Source organism: Duncaniella sp. C9, from assembly GCF_004803935.1.
Lineage (GTDB): Bacteria > Bacteroidota > Bacteroidia > Bacteroidales > Muribaculaceae > Duncaniella > Duncaniella muris.
Window position 1 is genome coordinate 2,637,208 of sequence record NZ_CP039547.1, and the last position, 17,426, is coordinate 2,654,633.

The window sequence follows — 17,426 nt, forward strand, 5'->3', positions numbered from 1 at the left end:
TTATAAAATTGAATAAAATTTAATTGATGACAGATCCTGAGACTTCCAGTACTGTCGGGTTTTCAAATCCGTGATAATATATGTACACATTCCGCCTGAATATGCCGGTAATAGAATCTTCATGGAATTTAATCTGGATCGGCAAAGTATCATTTGGAGGGATGACGCTATCTGAAATAATAGCTTCCGTGCAATGACATGATGAAATGACATCTCTGACAAACACGGTGTCCATACTTTCATTCTCAAGCGCATAATTGACAGTTAAAACTTCTCCCAATCTGACTTCTCCGATTTCTTTTTTTGAATCATCAACAGTAATCATCTGAGTCCCGCCTTCATTGAAAGTTTTTCTTCCTGAAATAATGGCTCGGTATAATTCTGCAATACCTACATTGTAAGCGGGGTTGCCAATAGCTACAACATGATTGTTTCGATCCAAGAGGAAAGTACGGAGCATAATGTCATCAGGAAACTGATTAAGTTTCTGCAAAGAGTCGTTTACATCATTAACAACTTGATAAGGATAATCATCGCGTTGGATAAGATAGGTCAATTCGCGGTTGTCTTTTGCATTAGCGACAAATACAGCATTGAAATCCCTCTCTCCGGCAATCGAGTCCAACGAACCGAAAAACTCTTTCCAAATCGGTAATTTCATCTTGCAACCGGTGCAACCGGTACTGTCAACATATGTGAGAATCGTAAAATCTGCATCTGACAGATCAATTGTATCTCCTGTAATAACATCTGTCATTACATCAGGAAACACTATCTCCCGTCCCTGCCACTCGGATACAAGCCTGGCATAAGCATCTGTTTCAGATGCACAAGACCATAAGGTAATGCTTGCAAGAAACATCAATATTATCTGTATGACTGATTTCTTCATGGCTTAACAAATGTGTGTCAGAACGACCAAATTAATCTAATCAATTTTCAGTATTTCTATACTGTCGTCACTTCTATTCATATATAGATTGGACTCTTCTACATATAACGGATTGTAATACTCCTGCTGTGAATCGACAAAAGAGCGGGATGTATGGTCTATTTTATCATATACCGTAATGTACAGTTTCTTGTTAAAATTTGCTCCAACCACAAGCCATCTATCGCTTTCAGCGACTCCTTTGATGTGAATCGGGAAGTTTATGAATTTCTTGGCCCAGTCATTCCCCTGATATTGAGTCGCGATTTTCTCAATCGAAGGCCACTTACCCATGAAGTCAAGTTCATACATCATAATGGCGCGACCGTCACTGAGGGCATATATATATGGCTCTATTGATGGTATATATCGCAGTTCTCCATTTGTAAGCTGTACCATATTCATAAGTGGAACAGTAGTCATGCCCTTAAGGTGTTCCGGTACTGTTAAGACGGTTATGGGTTTGCTTTTCTCATCTTTTTTCCATATAAGCTTCTCATTACCGTATTTTTGATTGGAAAAATCCATCCAGATTCCTCCGTTTGAATCTTTAATCGCAGCCTTCACATCCATAGATAGATTTATTCCCTGCTTAAACCTGCCGTCTTTGCTGAAGCTGATGAGTTTCTTAGCCGAGAAATCAAAAACATTTATTTCAGAATCTGTTACTGCAAGACTCATGGGCGAAACTATATCTTCAGGTCCCGTGCCATTGTCACAATATGCGAATAACTGTGAGCCGTCTTTAAGATACGCATAAAGACCCGGATTCTTTGCAGGATCAACTACAAATATCGTATCTCCTTTGACTGCAATCTGCTGGATTCCACCCGGTATGTTTTCAGTCTCCTCATCAAACGTAATGATACCATTTTTTTTAAGATCGGTCGAGATTTCGCATGCATTGTCAAAATCAAATTTTACAGAATAAGGGACTGTGTCTGATTTCAAGGATGTAGCATTTTCATTTCCTGCTCCCTGGTAGTTATTCTTACATCCTGCCATGAGTATAGACATGACAAGCAGAATGAAATGTGAAAATTTTACCTTTTCCATATAATGAAGTGATTTAAACTAATTTCAAATCGTTAAAATTGATACCAAACATTTTCGTCCTGCATTGAATGAGTATGGTATCATCGCAAATGTATGTCCTAATACGAGAAACGCAGAACACAAAGAAAATTATTTCTTTGAAGAGGAACTTTATAAAGAACTGTTCGTAATCGAACGTACCAATGCATGGATGGATGGCTTTCGCTCCTTCTCACTAGATTTGATACAACAATTTCCAATTGGAAGGGCTGGAGTTATCTCGTATTCGCAGTGATATGGCTTAATAAAACTCACAAATCACAAAAGTTTAAATGAGTTCAATGTGTTTTCGTGGCATGAACATGTTCATGCCACGAATGATTGGAGTTAATCACTGAGTATTTAGCCACAACATTCTTCTGAACCGTTACCGGCACAATTACATCCCCATCCCCAAGAATATTCTATAGGCGTGACGTACTTGTATCCGCTCTCGGTGCGAGACAATGCTTCAATGTTGGCTAGCGTAGTTGCGCTCAGTAGTCTTCTGCTGTCTTCGGAATGGTAGAAGTATACGCCTGAAACTGTAGTTATGGCCACGAAGACAAGGTGAAAAACAATCTTCTTCATTGTTTGTTTTTTTGGTTAATTAAGTTTATGAGGAGAGAATGGTTATTGTATTATGTTACCAGAAACGTTTATCACTGTAGGGTATTCGAAATCCTCCAAGTAGACATGGATAGTCCGTTCGAACTCTCCGTAGATGGTGTCGCCGGTGAAAGACAATATCGCTAATACTATCTCCCGTCCCTGCCACTCGGATACAAGCCTGGCATAAGCATCTGTTTCAGATGCACAAGACCATAAGGTAATGCTTGCAAGAAACATCAATATTATCTGGATGACTGACTTCTTCATGGCTTAACAGTTGGGTTTTAGCGTAAATAAGCGGTCAATTGTTTCTCTGAATTTATGATTCTATTTTCCGGGCAACTCAATATATCCTATATATTGGTACGACTCGGTTATAAATCTAAGCTGATAAAGACCACTGACATCACATAGTAATCCGACAAAATCGGGTTCATCTATATATTGAGCCACAAGTGCTGTTCCATCAGAATCCCAGATCTCATAAGATATGATTTCTGAAGTCAATGTGGTCTGGACTGTGCCTGATGTTAAATCTATGGTACATATTATAGGCATAGATCTTCGCCCTTTGTGGTCTGGATTGCATATCTCCGGATCTGAAGAAATAACGGACTGTTCCAATGTCAAGGTGATACAATTGTTGGCTGCAGCCAGATCCATTGCAAAGAGAAGGATGATGGCCAATGTGATTGATTTAAGGAGTCGGTTCATAAACTAATTTTTTGTTTGCAAATTTATCGCTTATGTCAGAAAGAGTTGCAACATATCAGTACGGAAAAAGTACGGAAATATACTTTAGTACGGGGATTCGTACAATTTCCGTACCGGGCAAATCTCAATTTATCGGAAGTCATGAGGCTCATAAATAGCATATTATGGAATCAAGCAACTTGATGCTTTGGCCTGGGCCAAATATTTTGCAGCATAGAGAAGACCGACGTGAAGAAATTGTGCTTTTTGTGCGGTTCAGCAAGATGGCCATATTTGATGGGGAAATCCCATAGCGGATCAATAATGCTATCTGAAAGTCGGCGTTTGACATTTTGCAATTGGTAAGAGTGGCCAGACGCGCTTTAAAGTCGGGGGAATCTTTTTCAACAGCCATCGCCAGTTCATCCCACAAATCATCAGAATCCGGTATGGATTTCTGTTTCTGTATGACTTCCTCCAGCCGGCGAAATGCCTCAGAACAGAGTACTCCCTGCCTGACTGAAAATGCGGAGCTATCGGCATTTTCCATCGCCTCAAACTCATGCAAGATCTGCCGGCGCAGAAATTCGGTCTCTGAGCAGGCTGAAGTCCGGGAGGTCATTGGCTCGAAAGACTTGCTATTGTCAGCCTGATTGTATCTCAATGTCTTTATAGTATTCAAGGTTTTCTGAAGATGCAAAATCTGCCTTAGATTACGCGTTCTGAGATAAAGCAGTCCTATAATAACAAAAGCAGCCAGTGCTGATATGGTGTAGACAAGAATATACATTCTGTTTCTGGCCGTTTCAGCTTTCTCTTTATCGCGCACATGGAGCTGATAGTTATAAAGAGAATTCTGGATGAGCGTTTCACTGGCATCATGTTGGGCGAGGTATTTCTCAATTGTCTGTTTATACAGTGGCAGATAAAAACGGAGTGTGTCTTCGGGCACTACGCTTTTAAGTTCCGGCGCAAACATGATTTTGAATCCTATCCGGCTATTGTCATTTCCCGCCAGAACCAGTTCCCTGGCGTAGATATAGGCACTGTCAGGCACTCCGGCGTCTCTGTATATCTGTGCGGCGACTGCGAGTGCATAGCATCTGCGCAATGGGTCTACCCTGTCCGGTAAACCTCTGATAACATATAAGGCTGAATCTATTTTATTTTCCTGATACAGCAGTAAGGCTAAATCTATTTTCATATCGGCCTGTTCGATTGCAGGCAATGCTTCGGAGTATTTCATGGCCTCGGCATTGCATCGTCGGGCAGATGGCAGATCGTTGACATGAGCAAAGCACTGGTATAGATGACTGTAGTCATAAGCCACCCCGAAAGTGTCATCGAGCAGTTTGCCTGCTTCAATTGCTTTTTCTAAATATGGTATAGCCTGTAGTGGCAGCCTTATATTGCGTAGCAGCCGGCCTGTCTGGCTTAAAGCAGCAGCCTTTAATTCCAAATTATCCATATTCTCCGGAATGACATCAAGCGCCGACTGGAAATATCGAAGAGCCGTCGGGTAATCGCCAAGATCGGAGTAAACACGACCGCCATAATAGAGAGCCAAGGGATATAATCGGTCATCCTTGTGTGAAGAATAGTAATCCATCACATCAAGCACAAGGCTGTCTGAAGTATGGGTGATGTAGGCTTTGTCACGAGATTTGATTGACAGAAGATCGGCCAGATGGCGGTCGGCCTCAGTCAGAGAACTCCGGTCGATGCTGTCGAGGATCACGATTGCCTTTTCAGGCGAATCGGATATCATCTTCTCGATATAGTCAAAATCCACCGCATTGCCCCTATGGCTACAGGCAATGAACAAAATGGAGAGAGCAGATATTAAGAGTGTTTTTATCATTAAAAGAGCTATCAGAGCGCAAATTTATTGAAATTACTCCGAAAATTCAAAAAATCAGTAAGCAACATTGCTGAAGTTTGTTAAAATCTTCAATGCTCAAAGTTACTTATTACAAAATACTCACACACTGTACCATCGGAAGCCCAAGACAGAGGTGTATAAGGAGCAAAGTGGGAAACCCGGACAAATAATAGGGATGAGAATTCAATATTTCGAGGCTGAATCGTAATCCGGCGCAAATATCGCTTTGTTGAGAAGTGTTATCAATAGATAACGCGGTATAATAAATGTATTGGGAATATAAAAAGCAAATATCATTGATTAATTATCGTTAATCAGTATGTATTTTCATATTTGTGACTTGTTATAACAATGAGCATCAGATGGATGCCGTCAATTTTTGAAAATCTGTTCTTAGATCAAGTATTTTGAGTTTACAAACTTAAATATACACTATTCTAAATTGCAAATGCAAGTTTGCAATCCAAACGTAAAATTCTCATTTGCATTGTCGCTCTTTGTATTTACATTTATTATGATTTATGACATCTCAATTTCAATTTTCAAATCGCAAATTCAATCCATTTACATTCTTGAATTTATATTTACATCATCTGTTTTTGCAATCCTAATTCATATTTGCTATCTGTCCGAATTTCAAATCTACGCATCACAATTGCAAATTATAAAGCATTAACATTCAGAATAACTAATTAATTATCACCTATATTATAAAAATAATCCAAATCAAAGCTTTAATATATCACGCCATCCCACAGCCACTTACAGGCCATTACTAAATTCAAATCCATATACACATATAACTCCCCGATTATATAGAATTTTACAGCTTAACCCTAAACCATTGCTTCAAATCTTGCATTTACAATAGCAAACTCGCCATAAGGTAATTGACTTTACAATTGATAATCCACACCAATCTAATTTCAATTCTCAAATTTTAGAGTTTTCATTCTTAAATTTGCATATTCAAAATTATATAATTACATTTGCAATCGCATTACAATTCAAAATTCTAAAGAATTTGCATTATGGACCTCGTTTCAAGACTCAAACACTATCTCGACAGCCGTCAGATCAGCATAACCCAGTTTGCAGATGAATGCGGAATCCCTCGCCCCACTGGCAGCCAGCTACTTGCCGGACGCAACAAGAAGGTGAGCGACGAAATCATCAGCAAAATCCACAGCGCCTACCCCGATCTAAACATCGTATGGCTGATGTTTGGCGAGGGAAATATGGTGACGAACGGAAATATTGAAATCTCAGAGCCTCAAAACAGCCGGCCCTCAACACCAGAGCATCAGCAAACGCCAGTCACACAGCAAATTGACTTCGGCTTAGACTTCGATGACACCCCAATGCAAAATTCTTCAGAAAAATCAGCAGCAACGCCATCTGCGCCGGAGGCCAACACAACATTCACATTTGCCACTCCGGTTGAACCGGCCGAACCGCCAACCCGACCATCAGCAGGATTCCCCTCCTCATCTGCCGTGACCGACTCCAACGATGACTCCATCACGCTAACAACCGGAAAAGGCAAACGAGTCACAGGCATTGTGGTTTATTACGACGACTGCACTTACGAATCCTTCATTCCTGATCCGGCCCACGGCCACCCTTTCATGCGGTAGCCCCCCAGACTTCCTCCACCACCACCAACCCGGCCTCACACTCCACTCCATCGGCATCGCCCCATGCTCCCCTACAAAACTCTTGGCAGTCTGCGGGATTCTGAGTAATTTTGCAATCCGAAAAACAAAATCACTCAAAACCCATCCATCATACTCCCGCAATCCGCTATGAGCATTTCAATCAACAGCCTCTCGGTCGAATTCAGCGCAAAATCACTCTTTGACAACATATCCTATATAATAAACCCCAAAGACCGCATAGCCCTTGTCGGCAAAAACGGAGCCGGCAAATCGACAATGCTCAAAATCATAGCCGGACTGCAGAAACCGACATCAGGCAACGTGGCCATGCCACGCGACACAACAGTAGGCTACCTTCCGCAACACATCAACGTCAGCGACACCTCCTCCGTCATTGACGAAGTCCGCAGCGCCTTCAGCCACGTCGACAAAATGCGGGCACGCCTCGATGAAATCAACAACGAACTTCTCACCCGCACCGACTACGAATCTGACGCCTACCAGGAGCTCATCGAGACAATGACCTCGCTGACCGACCGCCTCGCCATTGAAGAAAGCGAAAACTTCGAAGCCGAAATCGAAAAGACACTCATCGGCCTCGGCTTCCTTCGCAGCGACTTTCAGCGCCCCACGTCAGAATTTTCAGGCGGGTGGCGCATGCGCATCGAACTCGCCAAGATTCTCCTCGCCCGCCCCGACGTACTCCTGCTTGACGAACCCACCAACCACCTCGACATCGAGTCGATCCAGTGGCTCGAAAATTTCCTCATCACAAAAGCCAAAGCCGTGGTGCTCGTCAGCCACGACCGCGCTTTCATCGACAACGTCACCAACCGCACAATTGAAATTTCACTCGGCAAAATCTACGACTATTCCGTCAACTACTCCAAATATCTCGTCCTGCGGCAGGAGCGCCTCGATCAGCAGATGCGCGCCTATCAGAACCAGCAGAAAATGATTCAGGACACCGAAGACTTCATTGAACGCTTCCGCTACAAAGCCACCAAGAGCGTCCAGGTTCAGAGCCGCATCAAACAGCTTGCCAAAATCGAGCGCATCGAAGTAGACGAAGTAGACACCTCCCGCCTCAACCTCAAGTTTCCTCCCGCTCCACGATCCGGTGACTATCCCGTCATCGCCGACAACGTTGGCAAAGCCTATGGCAACCATCAGGTTTTTGACCACGCCACTTTCACCATAAAGCGCGGCGAGAAAGTAGCCTTCGTAGGCAAAAACGGCGAAGGCAAATCAACCCTTGTCAAATGTATCATGGGCGAGATACCGTTTACCGGAAACCTCAAAATCGGCCACAACGTAAAGATCGGCTACTTCGCCCAGAACCAGGCCACGCTGCTTGACGGAGAAATCACCGTGTTCGACACTATCGACCGCGTGGCCGTCGGCGATATCCGCACCAGGATCCGCGACATCCTCGGCGCCTTCATGTTCGGAGGCGAAGCTTCCGACAAGAAAGTCAAAGTCCTTTCCGGCGGTGAAAAGACACGACTGGCCATGATCCGTCTCCTGCTTGAGCCCGTCAATCTGCTGATCCTCGATGAGCCCACCAATCACCTCGACATGAAAACCAAGGACATTCTCAAGCAGGCTATCAAAGACTTCAACGGAACAGTCATCGTAGTCAGCCACGACCGCGAATTCCTTGACGGCCTTGTTGAGAAAGTCTATGAATTCGGCGGCGGTCAGGTCCGCGAATGCCTCGGCGGCATCTACGAATTCCTCGAAAAGAAAAAACTCGCATCACTCGCCGAGCTCGAACGCAACACCATCCGCCCCGTCGCCGACAAAACTCCGGCAGCTTCCAAGCCCAAAGAAGCCGATACCTCCAGTGATGCGCCGGCATCAACCGCCCCAGCTCAGCGCAAGCTCAGCTACGCCGAACAGCGCGAACACGAAAAGCTCGTCCGCAAAGCCCGCAAAAAAGTCGAAGAAGCCGAAGCCGAAATCTCGCGCCTTGAACAGGAAGTAGCCGACATCGAGTCCGCCATCTCCGCAGGCAACCCGCCGGCCGACATCTACGACCGCCACGCCACAGCCACCAAGCAACTCGAAAACGCCATGTCACTCTGGGAACTCGCCTCAATGGAACTCGAAGAAATCTCACGCTAATACAAAAGCGCACCAAAGCACAGAAAGAACACCAAGAAAAAGCAAGAGGAGCCCGCTTTTCATTAAGCAGACTCCTCTTGTCTTTTCTTTCCCGGACATTCCCCTTATGCAGAGTAATGCCCGAATGTTTTTTACACTGAAGAAATCACGCCTTGACCAGCCTGATACCGCCGTCAGCTATCACAATCCGGCGCTCACGATAGAGATGGCCTATCGCCTTCTTGAAATCCTTCTTTGAACACTGAAACGTAGCTCTGACAGTTTCCGGAGCCGCCGAATCTGAAATAGGCAGAAAACCATCAGGTTCATTGGCCAGCCGTCCCAGTATCCGCTCCATAAGAGCATCGACACGGCCGTCATTGCCGCCACTCAGCACAAGGTCAATCTTACCGTCATCTCTCACCTGCTTCACATATGCCGTGATAGCCTCTCCGATTTCCAGCGGAGCAAAAAGTTCGTTTTCATAGATCATACCGTGAAACAGGTCATCGACAATCGCCTTATACCCCAGATCGGTCCGCTTGTAGACCAGCGCCTTCACCCGGCCGCCGAGCTTATAGCGCGGATAGGTATTGCCAAGAAACTTGTCAATCTTCGCCGAAGCCACAACTCTTTTCGTGGCATCATCAAGATAAACATAAACCAACACCACCATTCCGCGCGACAGCTTTACCGTCTGTTCGCGGAATGGCACAAGCAGATCTTTCATGATACCCCAGTCCAGGAAAGCACCGGTCTGATTGACATCGTTCACCTGCAGATAGGCAAACTCTCCCACCTGAGCAAACGGATGTTCCGTAGTGCAGATAGGCCTACCCTCGGAATCCTTATACACAAACACCTCTATATCATCGCCAGGCTGAAGCGGGTTGACGATATAGCGCGAGGGCAACAGCACCTCATTTCCGTCGGCATCCTGAAGATAGGCACCGAAATCAACATTGCGGGCCACCCGCAGAGTGTTATATTTTCCGATCTTGAGCATATGGAGTATTATTTTGTGCAAATTTAACCATTTTTTCACGAATTACCCCTAATTTTGCATAATCAGGCGACAATTAGTTCCATCTGATATAAACGCCTGAAGACTTCCGATTGTTAAACAGACTGACCGGCAGGAACCCACACCCGTTCCCGATCCCCCGGTCCGCTATCAGACCCATCAACCCAAATGGACGAAATTCTCAAATATTTTCCAGATCTTACTCCGGAGCAGATCGAACGCTTCACCGCCCTTGGACGCCTCTACCCTGAGTGGAACGAGAAAATCAATGTCATATCCCGCAAAGACATTGACAATCTATACACACATCATATACTCCACTCCCTGGCGATAGCCCGATTCATGACCCCGGTTGACGGATCGCTGCTGATCGACCTCGGCACCGGCGGAGGTTTCCCCGGCATACCCCTCGCCATCCTCTGGCCCGGATGCCGCTTCCACCTGATAGACCGCATCGGCAAGAAAATCCGCGTCGCATCTGAAATCGCATCTGAAATCGGGCTCACCAACGTCACCTTCCAGCACGGCGACATGGGCGAATGCAAACTAAAAGCCGACTACGTGATCAGCCGCGCCGTCATGCAGCTCGACGAACTCGTCAGAATCATCAGCCGCAACATTTCGTCTGAACAGCGCAACCGCATCCCCAACGGGCTCGTCTGCCTCAAAGGCGGAGACCTTGCCCCCGAACTCGGCCGCGTCAAGCGACCGATACTCGACATCCCCCTGAGCGACTGGTTTGCAGAAGACTATTTCAAGACCAAAGACCTTATTTACGTAGAACTATGAAAGTAAGCCGTTTCGTTTTCAATATGTTCGGAGTCAACACCTACGTCATGTGGGACCCCGAAAGCCTTGAAGCCGCCATAGTCGACCCCGGCATGATCGATCAGGCCGAAAAAGACGCCCTTGACAGCTTCATCTCTCGCAACAGCCTCTGGCCGACACAGCTGATCAACACCCACAGCCACCTCGACCACATATTCGGCAACACATATATAAAAGAGAAATACGGACTCGAAATCAAAGCTAATCCCGCCGATGATTTCCTTGCCCGCACCCTCCCCGAACAGGCAGCCCGTTTCGGCATGCGCCTGCCGCTCGCCCCGCAGAGTCTCGACGTCGAACTCCACGACGGCGACACCATTTACCTCGGCAAAGAACCCATCGAAATCATCGCAGTCCCAGGCCACTCGCCAGGCTCGATAGCGCTCTATTGTCCCGAATCAGGCTTCGTCATCACCGGCGATGCCCTCTTCCCAGGATCAATAGGCCGAACCGACCTACCCAAAGGAGACCACGCCACACTCATAGACTCCATCAGGCGCCGGCTCCTCTCACTCCCTGACGAGACAGTAGTCCTCGCAGGCCACGGAGGCGAAACCACTATCGGACGCGAAAAGACCACCAACCCCTACCTTTGATCGCCCAACGCAATTTCAACTGGCAACACCATCCCGCTTGCCCAGCCACAGACTCCTGTGAGGCATATTTGAGACTTTTTTCACAACAATTAAAAAATAATTACGGAATTTTTTCTTTAATAAGATTAAATCCCTTATATTTGCCGACAGCTACCAAGCCTCGGCGCCCTGACCCACTTCCACGCCATCGCAGCCGGGCTTACGGTCAAACCTACTCGTTCAACTATCTCAAAAGTTATGACACGACCCAAACTTCAGATCCGCGACCTCACACTGCGTGACGGCCAGCAGTCGCTCTTCGCGACCCGCATGAAACAGGAGACCATCAACCGCCTCCTTCCTTACTACGAGGATGCCCGCTTCCATATCATGGAAGTCTGGGGCGGTGCAGTACCCGACTCTGTGATGCGCTACCTCGACGAATCGCCCTGGCAGCGTCTCCGCACTTTCTCCGAGGCAATGGATTCAAAGAGTGACCACCCCAAAGCGCTCCTCTCCGCCCTCTCTCGCGGCCGCAACCTCTTCGGCTACGTGCCCTATCCCGACTCGGTACTCGAAGGCTTCTACAAGGAAGCGATAGCCAACGGGCTGAACGTAATGCGCATATTCGATGCACTCAATGACATCGACAACGTCAAGGAATCAATCCGCCTCATCAATCGACTCGGCGGCATAGCCGATGGAGCCGTATGCTACACCGTCGATCCCAAGCCCGAAGCTCCCGCCAAACCCGAAGGCTTCCTCGGCAAGCTCAAAGCAATGTTCGGATCACGTGAAGGAGGCCCGACTCCGATCTTCACTGACGAATACTTCGTCAGCAAAGCCAAGCAGATGGAAGCGCTCGGCGCAAAGATCATCACACTGAAAGACATGGCCGGACTGGTCAACCCCCTCCGGGCCGCATCAATAATCTCAGCCCTCAAACGCGAAGTCAAAGTCCCCGTTGACTTCCACACCCACTGCACTCCCGGCTACGGCCTGGCATCATCGCTCATGGCCATCATCAACGGAGTCGACATACTCGACACCAACATCTGGTGGTTCGGCGGAGGCTCCGCAGCTCCGGCCATCGAACTCATCTGGATCTTCTGTCAGCGCATGGGAGTCGAAGTTGACGTCAATATGGAAGCCGTGGGCCGTATCCGCACCGGACTTCTCGAAGCCCGCAAAGAGCTCGCACAGTTCGACCTCAACAAAGACAACATGCCGCGTCCGTTCGATCCGCTGACCGACAAACTTCCACCAGAAGTCCTCGCCCTCTTCGACAGTGCCATCGAATTCGCCAAAGCCAAAGACGAAGCAGCCCTCCTTGATGCCTGCCACAAGATTGAAGCTTACTTCGGCTTCCCCAAACCCAACGAACTCGTCAAGACCGCAGAAGTTCCCGGTGGCATGTACTCCAACATGGTGGCCCAGCTCAAGCAGCTCCAGAGCGAAGATCTCCTTGAAGATGCCATGCGCCTGATCCCGATGGTGCGCCGCGATGCCGGCCTGATCCCCCTCGTCACCCCCACCAGCCAGATAGTGGGCAGCCAGGCAGTGCTTGTGGCCCTCGACCGCAAAAACGGCAAGCCGGACTATACCAACAAATCCAACCAATTCATCTCACTCGTCAAAGGCGAATACGGCAAAACCCCGGTGGCCATAGATCCCGCATTCCGTGAGAAAATCACCGGCAACCCTGAAGAAAAGCCCTATGACGTCAGCGCCTACCGCAAGCCTGAAAATCCTGAACTTCCGGAACTCGGCGGACGCAAACTCGCATCGAACACCGAAGAGTATCTCTTGCTCGAACTCCTGCCATCTGTGGCCAACGGATTCCTCCGTAAACGCCGCAAAGAAGAATTCGAAGCCGAAGAATCAGTCAAGGCTCCCGCAGCCGAAGAAGCTCCCGCCGAAACTGCCGAGCCCATCACCGGTCCGGTAATCGCAGCCCCGATGAGTGGCAGAGTCGTTTCAATCAACGTAAAACCAGGTCAGGAAGTCAAGCCGGGAGACACCGTGCTGGTCTATGAGGCCATGAAGATGGAAAACGATATTGAATCCGAAATCAGCGGCATAGTCAAGCGGGTACTTGTTAGCGTAGACGACCAGGTGGCTACTGACACCCCTCTGATCGAATTTGAAAACTGACCGGCTAAAAATACGACATCCACATATATAGGACCTGACCACCAGGCAGGTCCTATATATGTGTTTCATGGCATACCATATTTTTTACAGCGATCCAATCATATACAATTTAATTTATCACACAATCACAATTCATGAAATCTATCAAAGCAATCATGTTGGTGCTTGCGTTCATTGTCAGCGCAACCACATTCACTGCTGACGCGCAGTTCCGTTTCGGACCCAAAGTTGGACTTACCGTCAATGACATGCACTTCAACAAAAGCGTGCTCGATTCCGACAACCAGACCGGCTGGACCGCAGGTGTGATGGGTGAATTCACCATTCCCGTCATCGGCATCTCAGCTGACCTTTCAGCAATGTATGTCCGCCGCAATGCCAAATTTCTTGCCGAGCAGGAAATATCCAAGGACAACCGTAGCTACATCGAGCTGCCGCTGAACTTTAGATACAACTTTTCGCTGCCGCTTATCAGCAAAGTCGTTGTTCCCTACCTCGGTGTTGGTCCGAGTGTGTCATTCCTCACCAGTCGCAAAAATATCCACGATGCCTACCGCAACCGCTCGGTTGACTGGGCTCTTAACTTCGGCTTCGGTCTGCGTTTCCTAAGCCACATCGACATCAACGCCCGCTACGGCCTCGGCCTCACTAAAGCCGTCCGCGCTATTGACGACGAATACGGCAAAGCCGGCATTGAAGGCAAAAACCGCTACTGGACCATCACAGCAGCTTACCTATTCTGATTTCTGAGCAACAGAGGGTGTTGCAAAGTCCTCTGAAATCCATAGGCCCGTGGTTACTGCGCAAAAGCCACGGGCTTTTATTTTATAAGTGGACTTTAGAGGAAGGCACTCCATCCGGAGCGGTAAATCGGTGTCCTGCCGGACTCCACATGTAGGGGGGCGCAGGCCCGTGGCACCTGCGCGCTGTGCGCTGCGGTGTCACGGGCTACGAGTAAATCGATGTCCTGTCGGACATCACCATCCAGCCTCAACGCAGCGTAACCCGGACAAATCCGCAGGCAACGACAAGTCCGACAATACGTTTTCCGAACGGCTCCACGGGCAGCGGGTGTTCGGAAGGACACCGATTTATTCGTAGCCCCCGACACCGTAGCGCTCAGCGCGTAGGTGTCGGGGGGAAAGACATTCAAGCAAATGTGGTGTCCGGAAGGACACCGATTTACCACCACGGAAGGCCCCACGAGCGGCGGGTATCCGACAAGGAGCGTTCCAGATGAGATCGTAGCTTTCTTAAATGCCTTTGAGACATCGCTGTCTGAATCTCACCTGCAGGGGCCCATGAATCTTGCTTGGGCTATCCTCTGAATCCGCTGCCTCCCTTTACGGGTTTTGCTGCTGATTTCTTTAGAACCGGTTAGAGTAACACCACCGCCCCTATTCCTGTAAGCAAAACAAGCCGGCCTCCTTACGGAGATCGGCTTATGTTTTTCTCAGAAGTGAGAGCTGATTACTTTCCGGCGATAGAGTCAGAAACGGTCAGGCGAGCGCGGCCTTTGGCGCGACGACGGGCGAGGACCTTGCGTCCATCGGGGGTAGACATGCGGGCACGGAAACCATGCTTGTTAACTCTCTTTCTGTTAGAAGGTTGAAATGTTCTTTTCATTGCCGTATATTTTTATTTTTTTCGTTATTCTGCATTTTGAGGTGCAAATTTAAGAAAAAACATTGATACGATCAAACAAATTTCACATTTTATAACACTTTTCCATGCTATTTACCTCCTTGTCCATTCTTGCCCATTCCGTTCTCACTCACATTCCTTTTTGATTTCCTCGCACCATGCCTTGACACGCGCCTCGGTCTTTTCCGGATGATTGACATTATCAATGCAAAGTCCCACTATCATACCATTGACATCACTGGCTGAATGATCGTAGTGGTAGCCATCATTGCTGAAAGGAGCTATGAACATAGCCTTCGTGTTATGGAGACGATGATAGATCTCCCCTACCGAATTGCAGAAAGTATCAGCCATCGACTCATCGCCACAGCCAAAAATCGCCACCTCCTTGCCTTCAAGATCAAGCGACTGCAGACCATCGAGAAAACCGGCCATATCCTCCTGAAGATCGCCTGCCCCCCAGGTACTCGCACCGAGAATTATCACATCATAGTCAGCTACGTCTGACGGCGCCGTCCGGGCCACGTCATGCACATCCTGAGGATTTACATTCAGTTCGCGAGCTATCATTTCAGCGACTTCGAGAGTCGAACCTGTGGTGGTTCCGTAAAATATACCAATCTTTTTCATTATATTATCTTAAATTATCCACAAAACAGACGTGAACGTCTATGAAATATAAACATAAGTTATGCAAAATTTGTTCGCCACCGCCGTCTGGATTTGCGTTTTTGGCTAAAAATCATTAATTTTGTCACCTGATACCATCAAAACTTAACCGGCAGTGGCATCATGAGGCGGAATCCTGCGAAAGGCCCTCTTCCTCTAAGCTTCTGTCCATGCACTTCGGAACCAGTTCAACTATTCAATAACCATAATATCAGAAAACTTATCAATTTTTTACTTTAACTTGTTAGCATGAAAAAAACTTTTTTATCGTGCATGGCGCTGCTGATGTCGCTCGGAATGTCGGCGCAGCAGTCCAAGTACTCCCACACGATCCAGCCCGAAAAGCTTGATCGCGGAGTCATAGCCGTAAAGGCCGACAATGGCGTCTTCGTTTCATGGCGCTCGCTGCTCGGCGATTCGAAAGATCTGCTCTTTGACGTCTACCGCGACGGCAGCAAGATCAACGAAACTCCCCTCAAAGTAACTAACTTCACTGATCCCGCCGGAACTCCCGGAGCAAAGTATCAGGTCAAAGCCATCCTCAACGGCACCGACATCGAGACCTCAAAGGAAGTAGCCGCCTGGGCTGAAAATTTCCTGCGCGTACATCTGAACCGTCCCAAAGGTGGCACATCGCCCGAAGGTGGCTATAGAGAGATGCGCAACTATACCTATACTCCTGACGACGTTTCCGTAGGCGATGTCGATGGCGACGGCGAATGGGAACTCATTGTAAAATGGTTCCCGACCAACCAGGCAGACAACGGTGACCAATACCGCTACACCGGTAACACCATCCTCGATTGCTACAAGCTCGACGGCACCCAGCTCTGGCGCATAGACCTCGGCCAGAACATCCGCTCAGGCAACCACTACACCCAGTTCATGGTCTACGACTTCAATGGCGATGGCAAGGCTGAGCTCATATGCAAGACAGCTCCCGGTACCATTGACGGACAGGGCAAAGCAGTGCTTCTCGGCGATGCCAAAGTGACAGACGATCACCGCACAAAGTCCAACGGAAAGAAAGACAAGAACGATCATGCCGGCATAGTCGTAGCCGGTCCCGAATATCTTACCGTATTCAACGGCGAGACCGGAGCCGAAATTCACACCATCGAGTATAATCCTCCACGCACAATCCGCACAAACAGCCAGTGGGGCGACAGCAACGGCAACCGCTGCGAACGCTACCTCGCAGGCGTGGCCTACCTTGACGGCAAAACTCCGTCGGCCATCTTCTGCCGCGGTTATTACACCGCCGCCTATGTCTGGGCTGTGAACTTCGACGGACAGAAGCTCACAGAAAAATGGCTCCACAAATCAGAGACTTCAGGCCAGGGCCTCTATGGCGAAGGCGCCCACTCTCTGACAATCGGCGACTGTGACGGCGACGGCTTTGACGAAATTGTCTACGGATCTGCCATCCTTGACCATGACGGCGTAAAAGTATTGCGCACAGGTGCAGGCCACGGCGATGCTCTCCACCTCGCTGACATGGACCCCGACCGCGAAGGCCTTGAAATCTTCATGGTCCACGAAGAAAAGAAATCTCCCTATAAGTGGGATGCAACTT

General features: G+C 48.0%; 13 protein-coding genes and 1 pseudogene. 7 read left to right on the forward strand and 7 right to left on the reverse strand.

Features of this window, described 5'->3' with window-relative positions; all coding sequences use genetic code 11:
* Positions 1 to 19: 19 nt before the first annotated feature.
* The 4 genes from E7745_RS11055 to E7745_RS11080 all read right to left on the reverse strand — a co-directional run bounded on the left by E7745_RS11055 (position 20) and on the right by E7745_RS11080 (position 5,102).
* A complete protein-coding gene (locus E7745_RS11055; RefSeq protein ID WP_136408831.1) occupies positions 20 to 892 on the reverse strand; it encodes a DUF1573 domain-containing protein in 873 nt (290 codons plus the stop codon).
* Positions 893 to 928: 36 nt separating this feature from the next.
* Positions 929 to 1,987: a 6-bladed beta-propeller gene (locus E7745_RS11060; protein WP_136408832.1), complete on the reverse strand. Its 1,059-nt coding sequence runs from the start codon at positions 1,985 to 1,987 to the stop codon at positions 929 to 931.
* Positions 1,988 to 2,944: 957 nt separating this feature from the next.
* Positions 2,945 to 3,331 carry a hypothetical protein gene (locus E7745_RS11075; protein WP_136408834.1) on the reverse strand — a complete coding sequence of 129 codons (387 nt, stop codon included), beginning with the start codon at positions 3,329 to 3,331 and terminating at the stop codon, positions 2,945 to 2,947.
* 148 nt (positions 3,332 to 3,479) lie between these two features.
* Positions 3,480 to 5,102, reverse strand: a complete 1,623-nt coding sequence (locus E7745_RS11080) for a tetratricopeptide repeat protein (RefSeq protein ID WP_136408835.1) — start codon at positions 5,100 to 5,102, stop codon at positions 3,480 to 3,482.
* Between the two features lie 1,121 nt (positions 5,103 to 6,223).
* Here E7745_RS11080 and E7745_RS11085 point away from each other — a divergent pair.
* Complete coding sequence (locus E7745_RS11085) at positions 6,224 to 6,829, forward strand: helix-turn-helix transcriptional regulator (protein WP_123398774.1); 606 nt, start codon at positions 6,224 to 6,226, stop codon at positions 6,827 to 6,829.
* Positions 6,830 to 6,997: 168 nt separating this feature from the next.
* Entirely contained in the window at positions 6,998 to 8,977 is a 1,980-nt protein-coding gene (locus E7745_RS11090) for an ABC-F family ATP-binding cassette domain-containing protein (RefSeq protein WP_107031025.1), read from the forward strand.
* Between the two features lie 145 nt (positions 8,978 to 9,122).
* On the opposite strand, the gene E7745_RS11095 is transcribed toward E7745_RS11090, so the two are convergent.
* Positions 9,123 to 9,962, reverse strand: coding sequence for a S1 RNA-binding domain-containing protein (locus tag E7745_RS11095; RefSeq protein WP_107031024.1), 840 nt, complete (start codon positions 9,960 to 9,962; stop codon positions 9,123 to 9,125).
* Positions 9,963 to 10,148: 186 nt separating this feature from the next.
* Between E7745_RS11095 and rsmG the strand changes: the two genes are divergently transcribed.
* From rsmG to E7745_RS11115, 4 genes are all read left to right on the forward strand, one after another.
* On the forward strand, positions 10,149 to 10,769 hold the full coding sequence (gene rsmG, locus E7745_RS11100) for a 16S rRNA (guanine(527)-N(7))-methyltransferase RsmG (RefSeq protein ID WP_123398773.1): 621 nt from the start codon (positions 10,149 to 10,151) through the stop codon (positions 10,767 to 10,769).
* A complete protein-coding gene (locus E7745_RS11105) occupies positions 10,766 to 11,404 on the forward strand; it encodes an MBL fold metallo-hydrolase (protein ID WP_168182110.1) in 639 nt (212 codons plus the stop codon). The genes rsmG and E7745_RS11105 overlap by 4 nt, the downstream gene beginning before the upstream one ends.
* A gap of 237 nt (positions 11,405 to 11,641) precedes the next feature.
* Positions 11,642 to 13,537, forward strand: coding sequence for a biotin/lipoyl-containing protein (locus tag E7745_RS11110; RefSeq protein WP_124075468.1), 1,896 nt, complete (start codon positions 11,642 to 11,644; stop codon positions 13,535 to 13,537).
* Between the two features lie 134 nt (positions 13,538 to 13,671).
* Positions 13,672 to 14,280 carry a porin family protein gene (locus E7745_RS11115; protein ID WP_124075469.1) on the forward strand — a complete coding sequence of 203 codons (609 nt, stop codon included), beginning with the start codon at positions 13,672 to 13,674 and terminating at the stop codon, positions 14,278 to 14,280.
* A 727-nt stretch (positions 14,281 to 15,007) separates the two neighbouring features.
* Here E7745_RS11115 and rpmH read toward each other — a convergent pair.
* Together rpmH and E7745_RS11125 are read right to left on the reverse strand one after the other, a co-directional pair.
* The gene (rpmH, locus tag E7745_RS11120; protein WP_107031019.1) at positions 15,008 to 15,163 is read right to left on the reverse strand and encodes a 50S ribosomal protein L34; all 156 of its coding nucleotides are present in this window, start codon (positions 15,161 to 15,163) and stop codon (positions 15,008 to 15,010) included.
* 144 nt (positions 15,164 to 15,307) lie between these two features.
* Entirely contained in the window at positions 15,308 to 15,811 is a 504-nt protein-coding gene (locus E7745_RS11125) for a flavodoxin (RefSeq protein WP_124075470.1), read from the reverse strand.
* A gap of 336 nt (positions 15,812 to 16,147) precedes the next feature.
* Here E7745_RS11125 and E7745_RS15080 point away from each other — a divergent pair.
* A pseudogene (locus tag E7745_RS15080) lies at positions 16,148 to 17,404 on the forward strand (Por secretion system protein); the annotation flags it as partial.
* Between the last annotated feature and the right edge of the window lie 22 nt (positions 17,405 to 17,426).

Bases quoted from the DNA above. Each gene is read 5' to 3' on its own strand.
- E7745_RS11055 (WP_136408831.1), bottom strand. From the start codon at position 892: ATGAAGAAATCAGTCATACAGATAATATTGATGTTTCTTGCAAGCATT.
- E7745_RS11060 (WP_136408832.1), bottom strand. From the start codon at position 1,987: ATGGAAAAGGTAAAATTTTCACATTTCATTCTGCTTGTCATGTCTATA.
- E7745_RS11075 (WP_136408834.1), bottom strand. From the start codon at position 3,331: ATGAACCGACTCCTTAAATCAATCACATTGGCCATCATCCTTCTCTTT.
- E7745_RS11085 (WP_123398774.1), top strand. From the start codon at position 6,224: ATGGACCTCGTTTCAAGACTCAAACACTATCTCGACAGCCGTCAGATC.
- E7745_RS11090 (WP_107031025.1), top strand. From the start codon at position 6,998: ATGAGCATTTCAATCAACAGCCTCTCGGTCGAATTCAGCGCAAAATCA.
- E7745_RS11095 (WP_107031024.1), bottom strand. From the start codon at position 9,962: ATGCTCAAGATCGGAAAATATAACACTCTGCGGGTGGCCCGCAATGTT.
- rsmG (WP_123398773.1), top strand. From the start codon at position 10,149: ATGGACGAAATTCTCAAATATTTTCCAGATCTTACTCCGGAGCAGATC.
- E7745_RS11105 (WP_168182110.1), top strand. From the start codon at position 10,766: ATGAAAGTAAGCCGTTTCGTTTTCAATATGTTCGGAGTCAACACCTAC.
- E7745_RS11110 (WP_124075468.1), top strand. From the start codon at position 11,642: ATGACACGACCCAAACTTCAGATCCGCGACCTCACACTGCGTGACGGC.
- E7745_RS11115 (WP_124075469.1), top strand. From the start codon at position 13,672: ATGAAATCTATCAAAGCAATCATGTTGGTGCTTGCGTTCATTGTCAGC.
- rpmH (WP_107031019.1), bottom strand. From the start codon at position 15,163: ATGAAAAGAACATTTCAACCTTCTAACAGAAAGAGAGTTAACAAGCAT.
- E7745_RS11125 (WP_124075470.1), bottom strand. From the start codon at position 15,811: ATGAAAAAGATTGGTATATTTTACGGAACCACCACAGGTTCGACTCTC.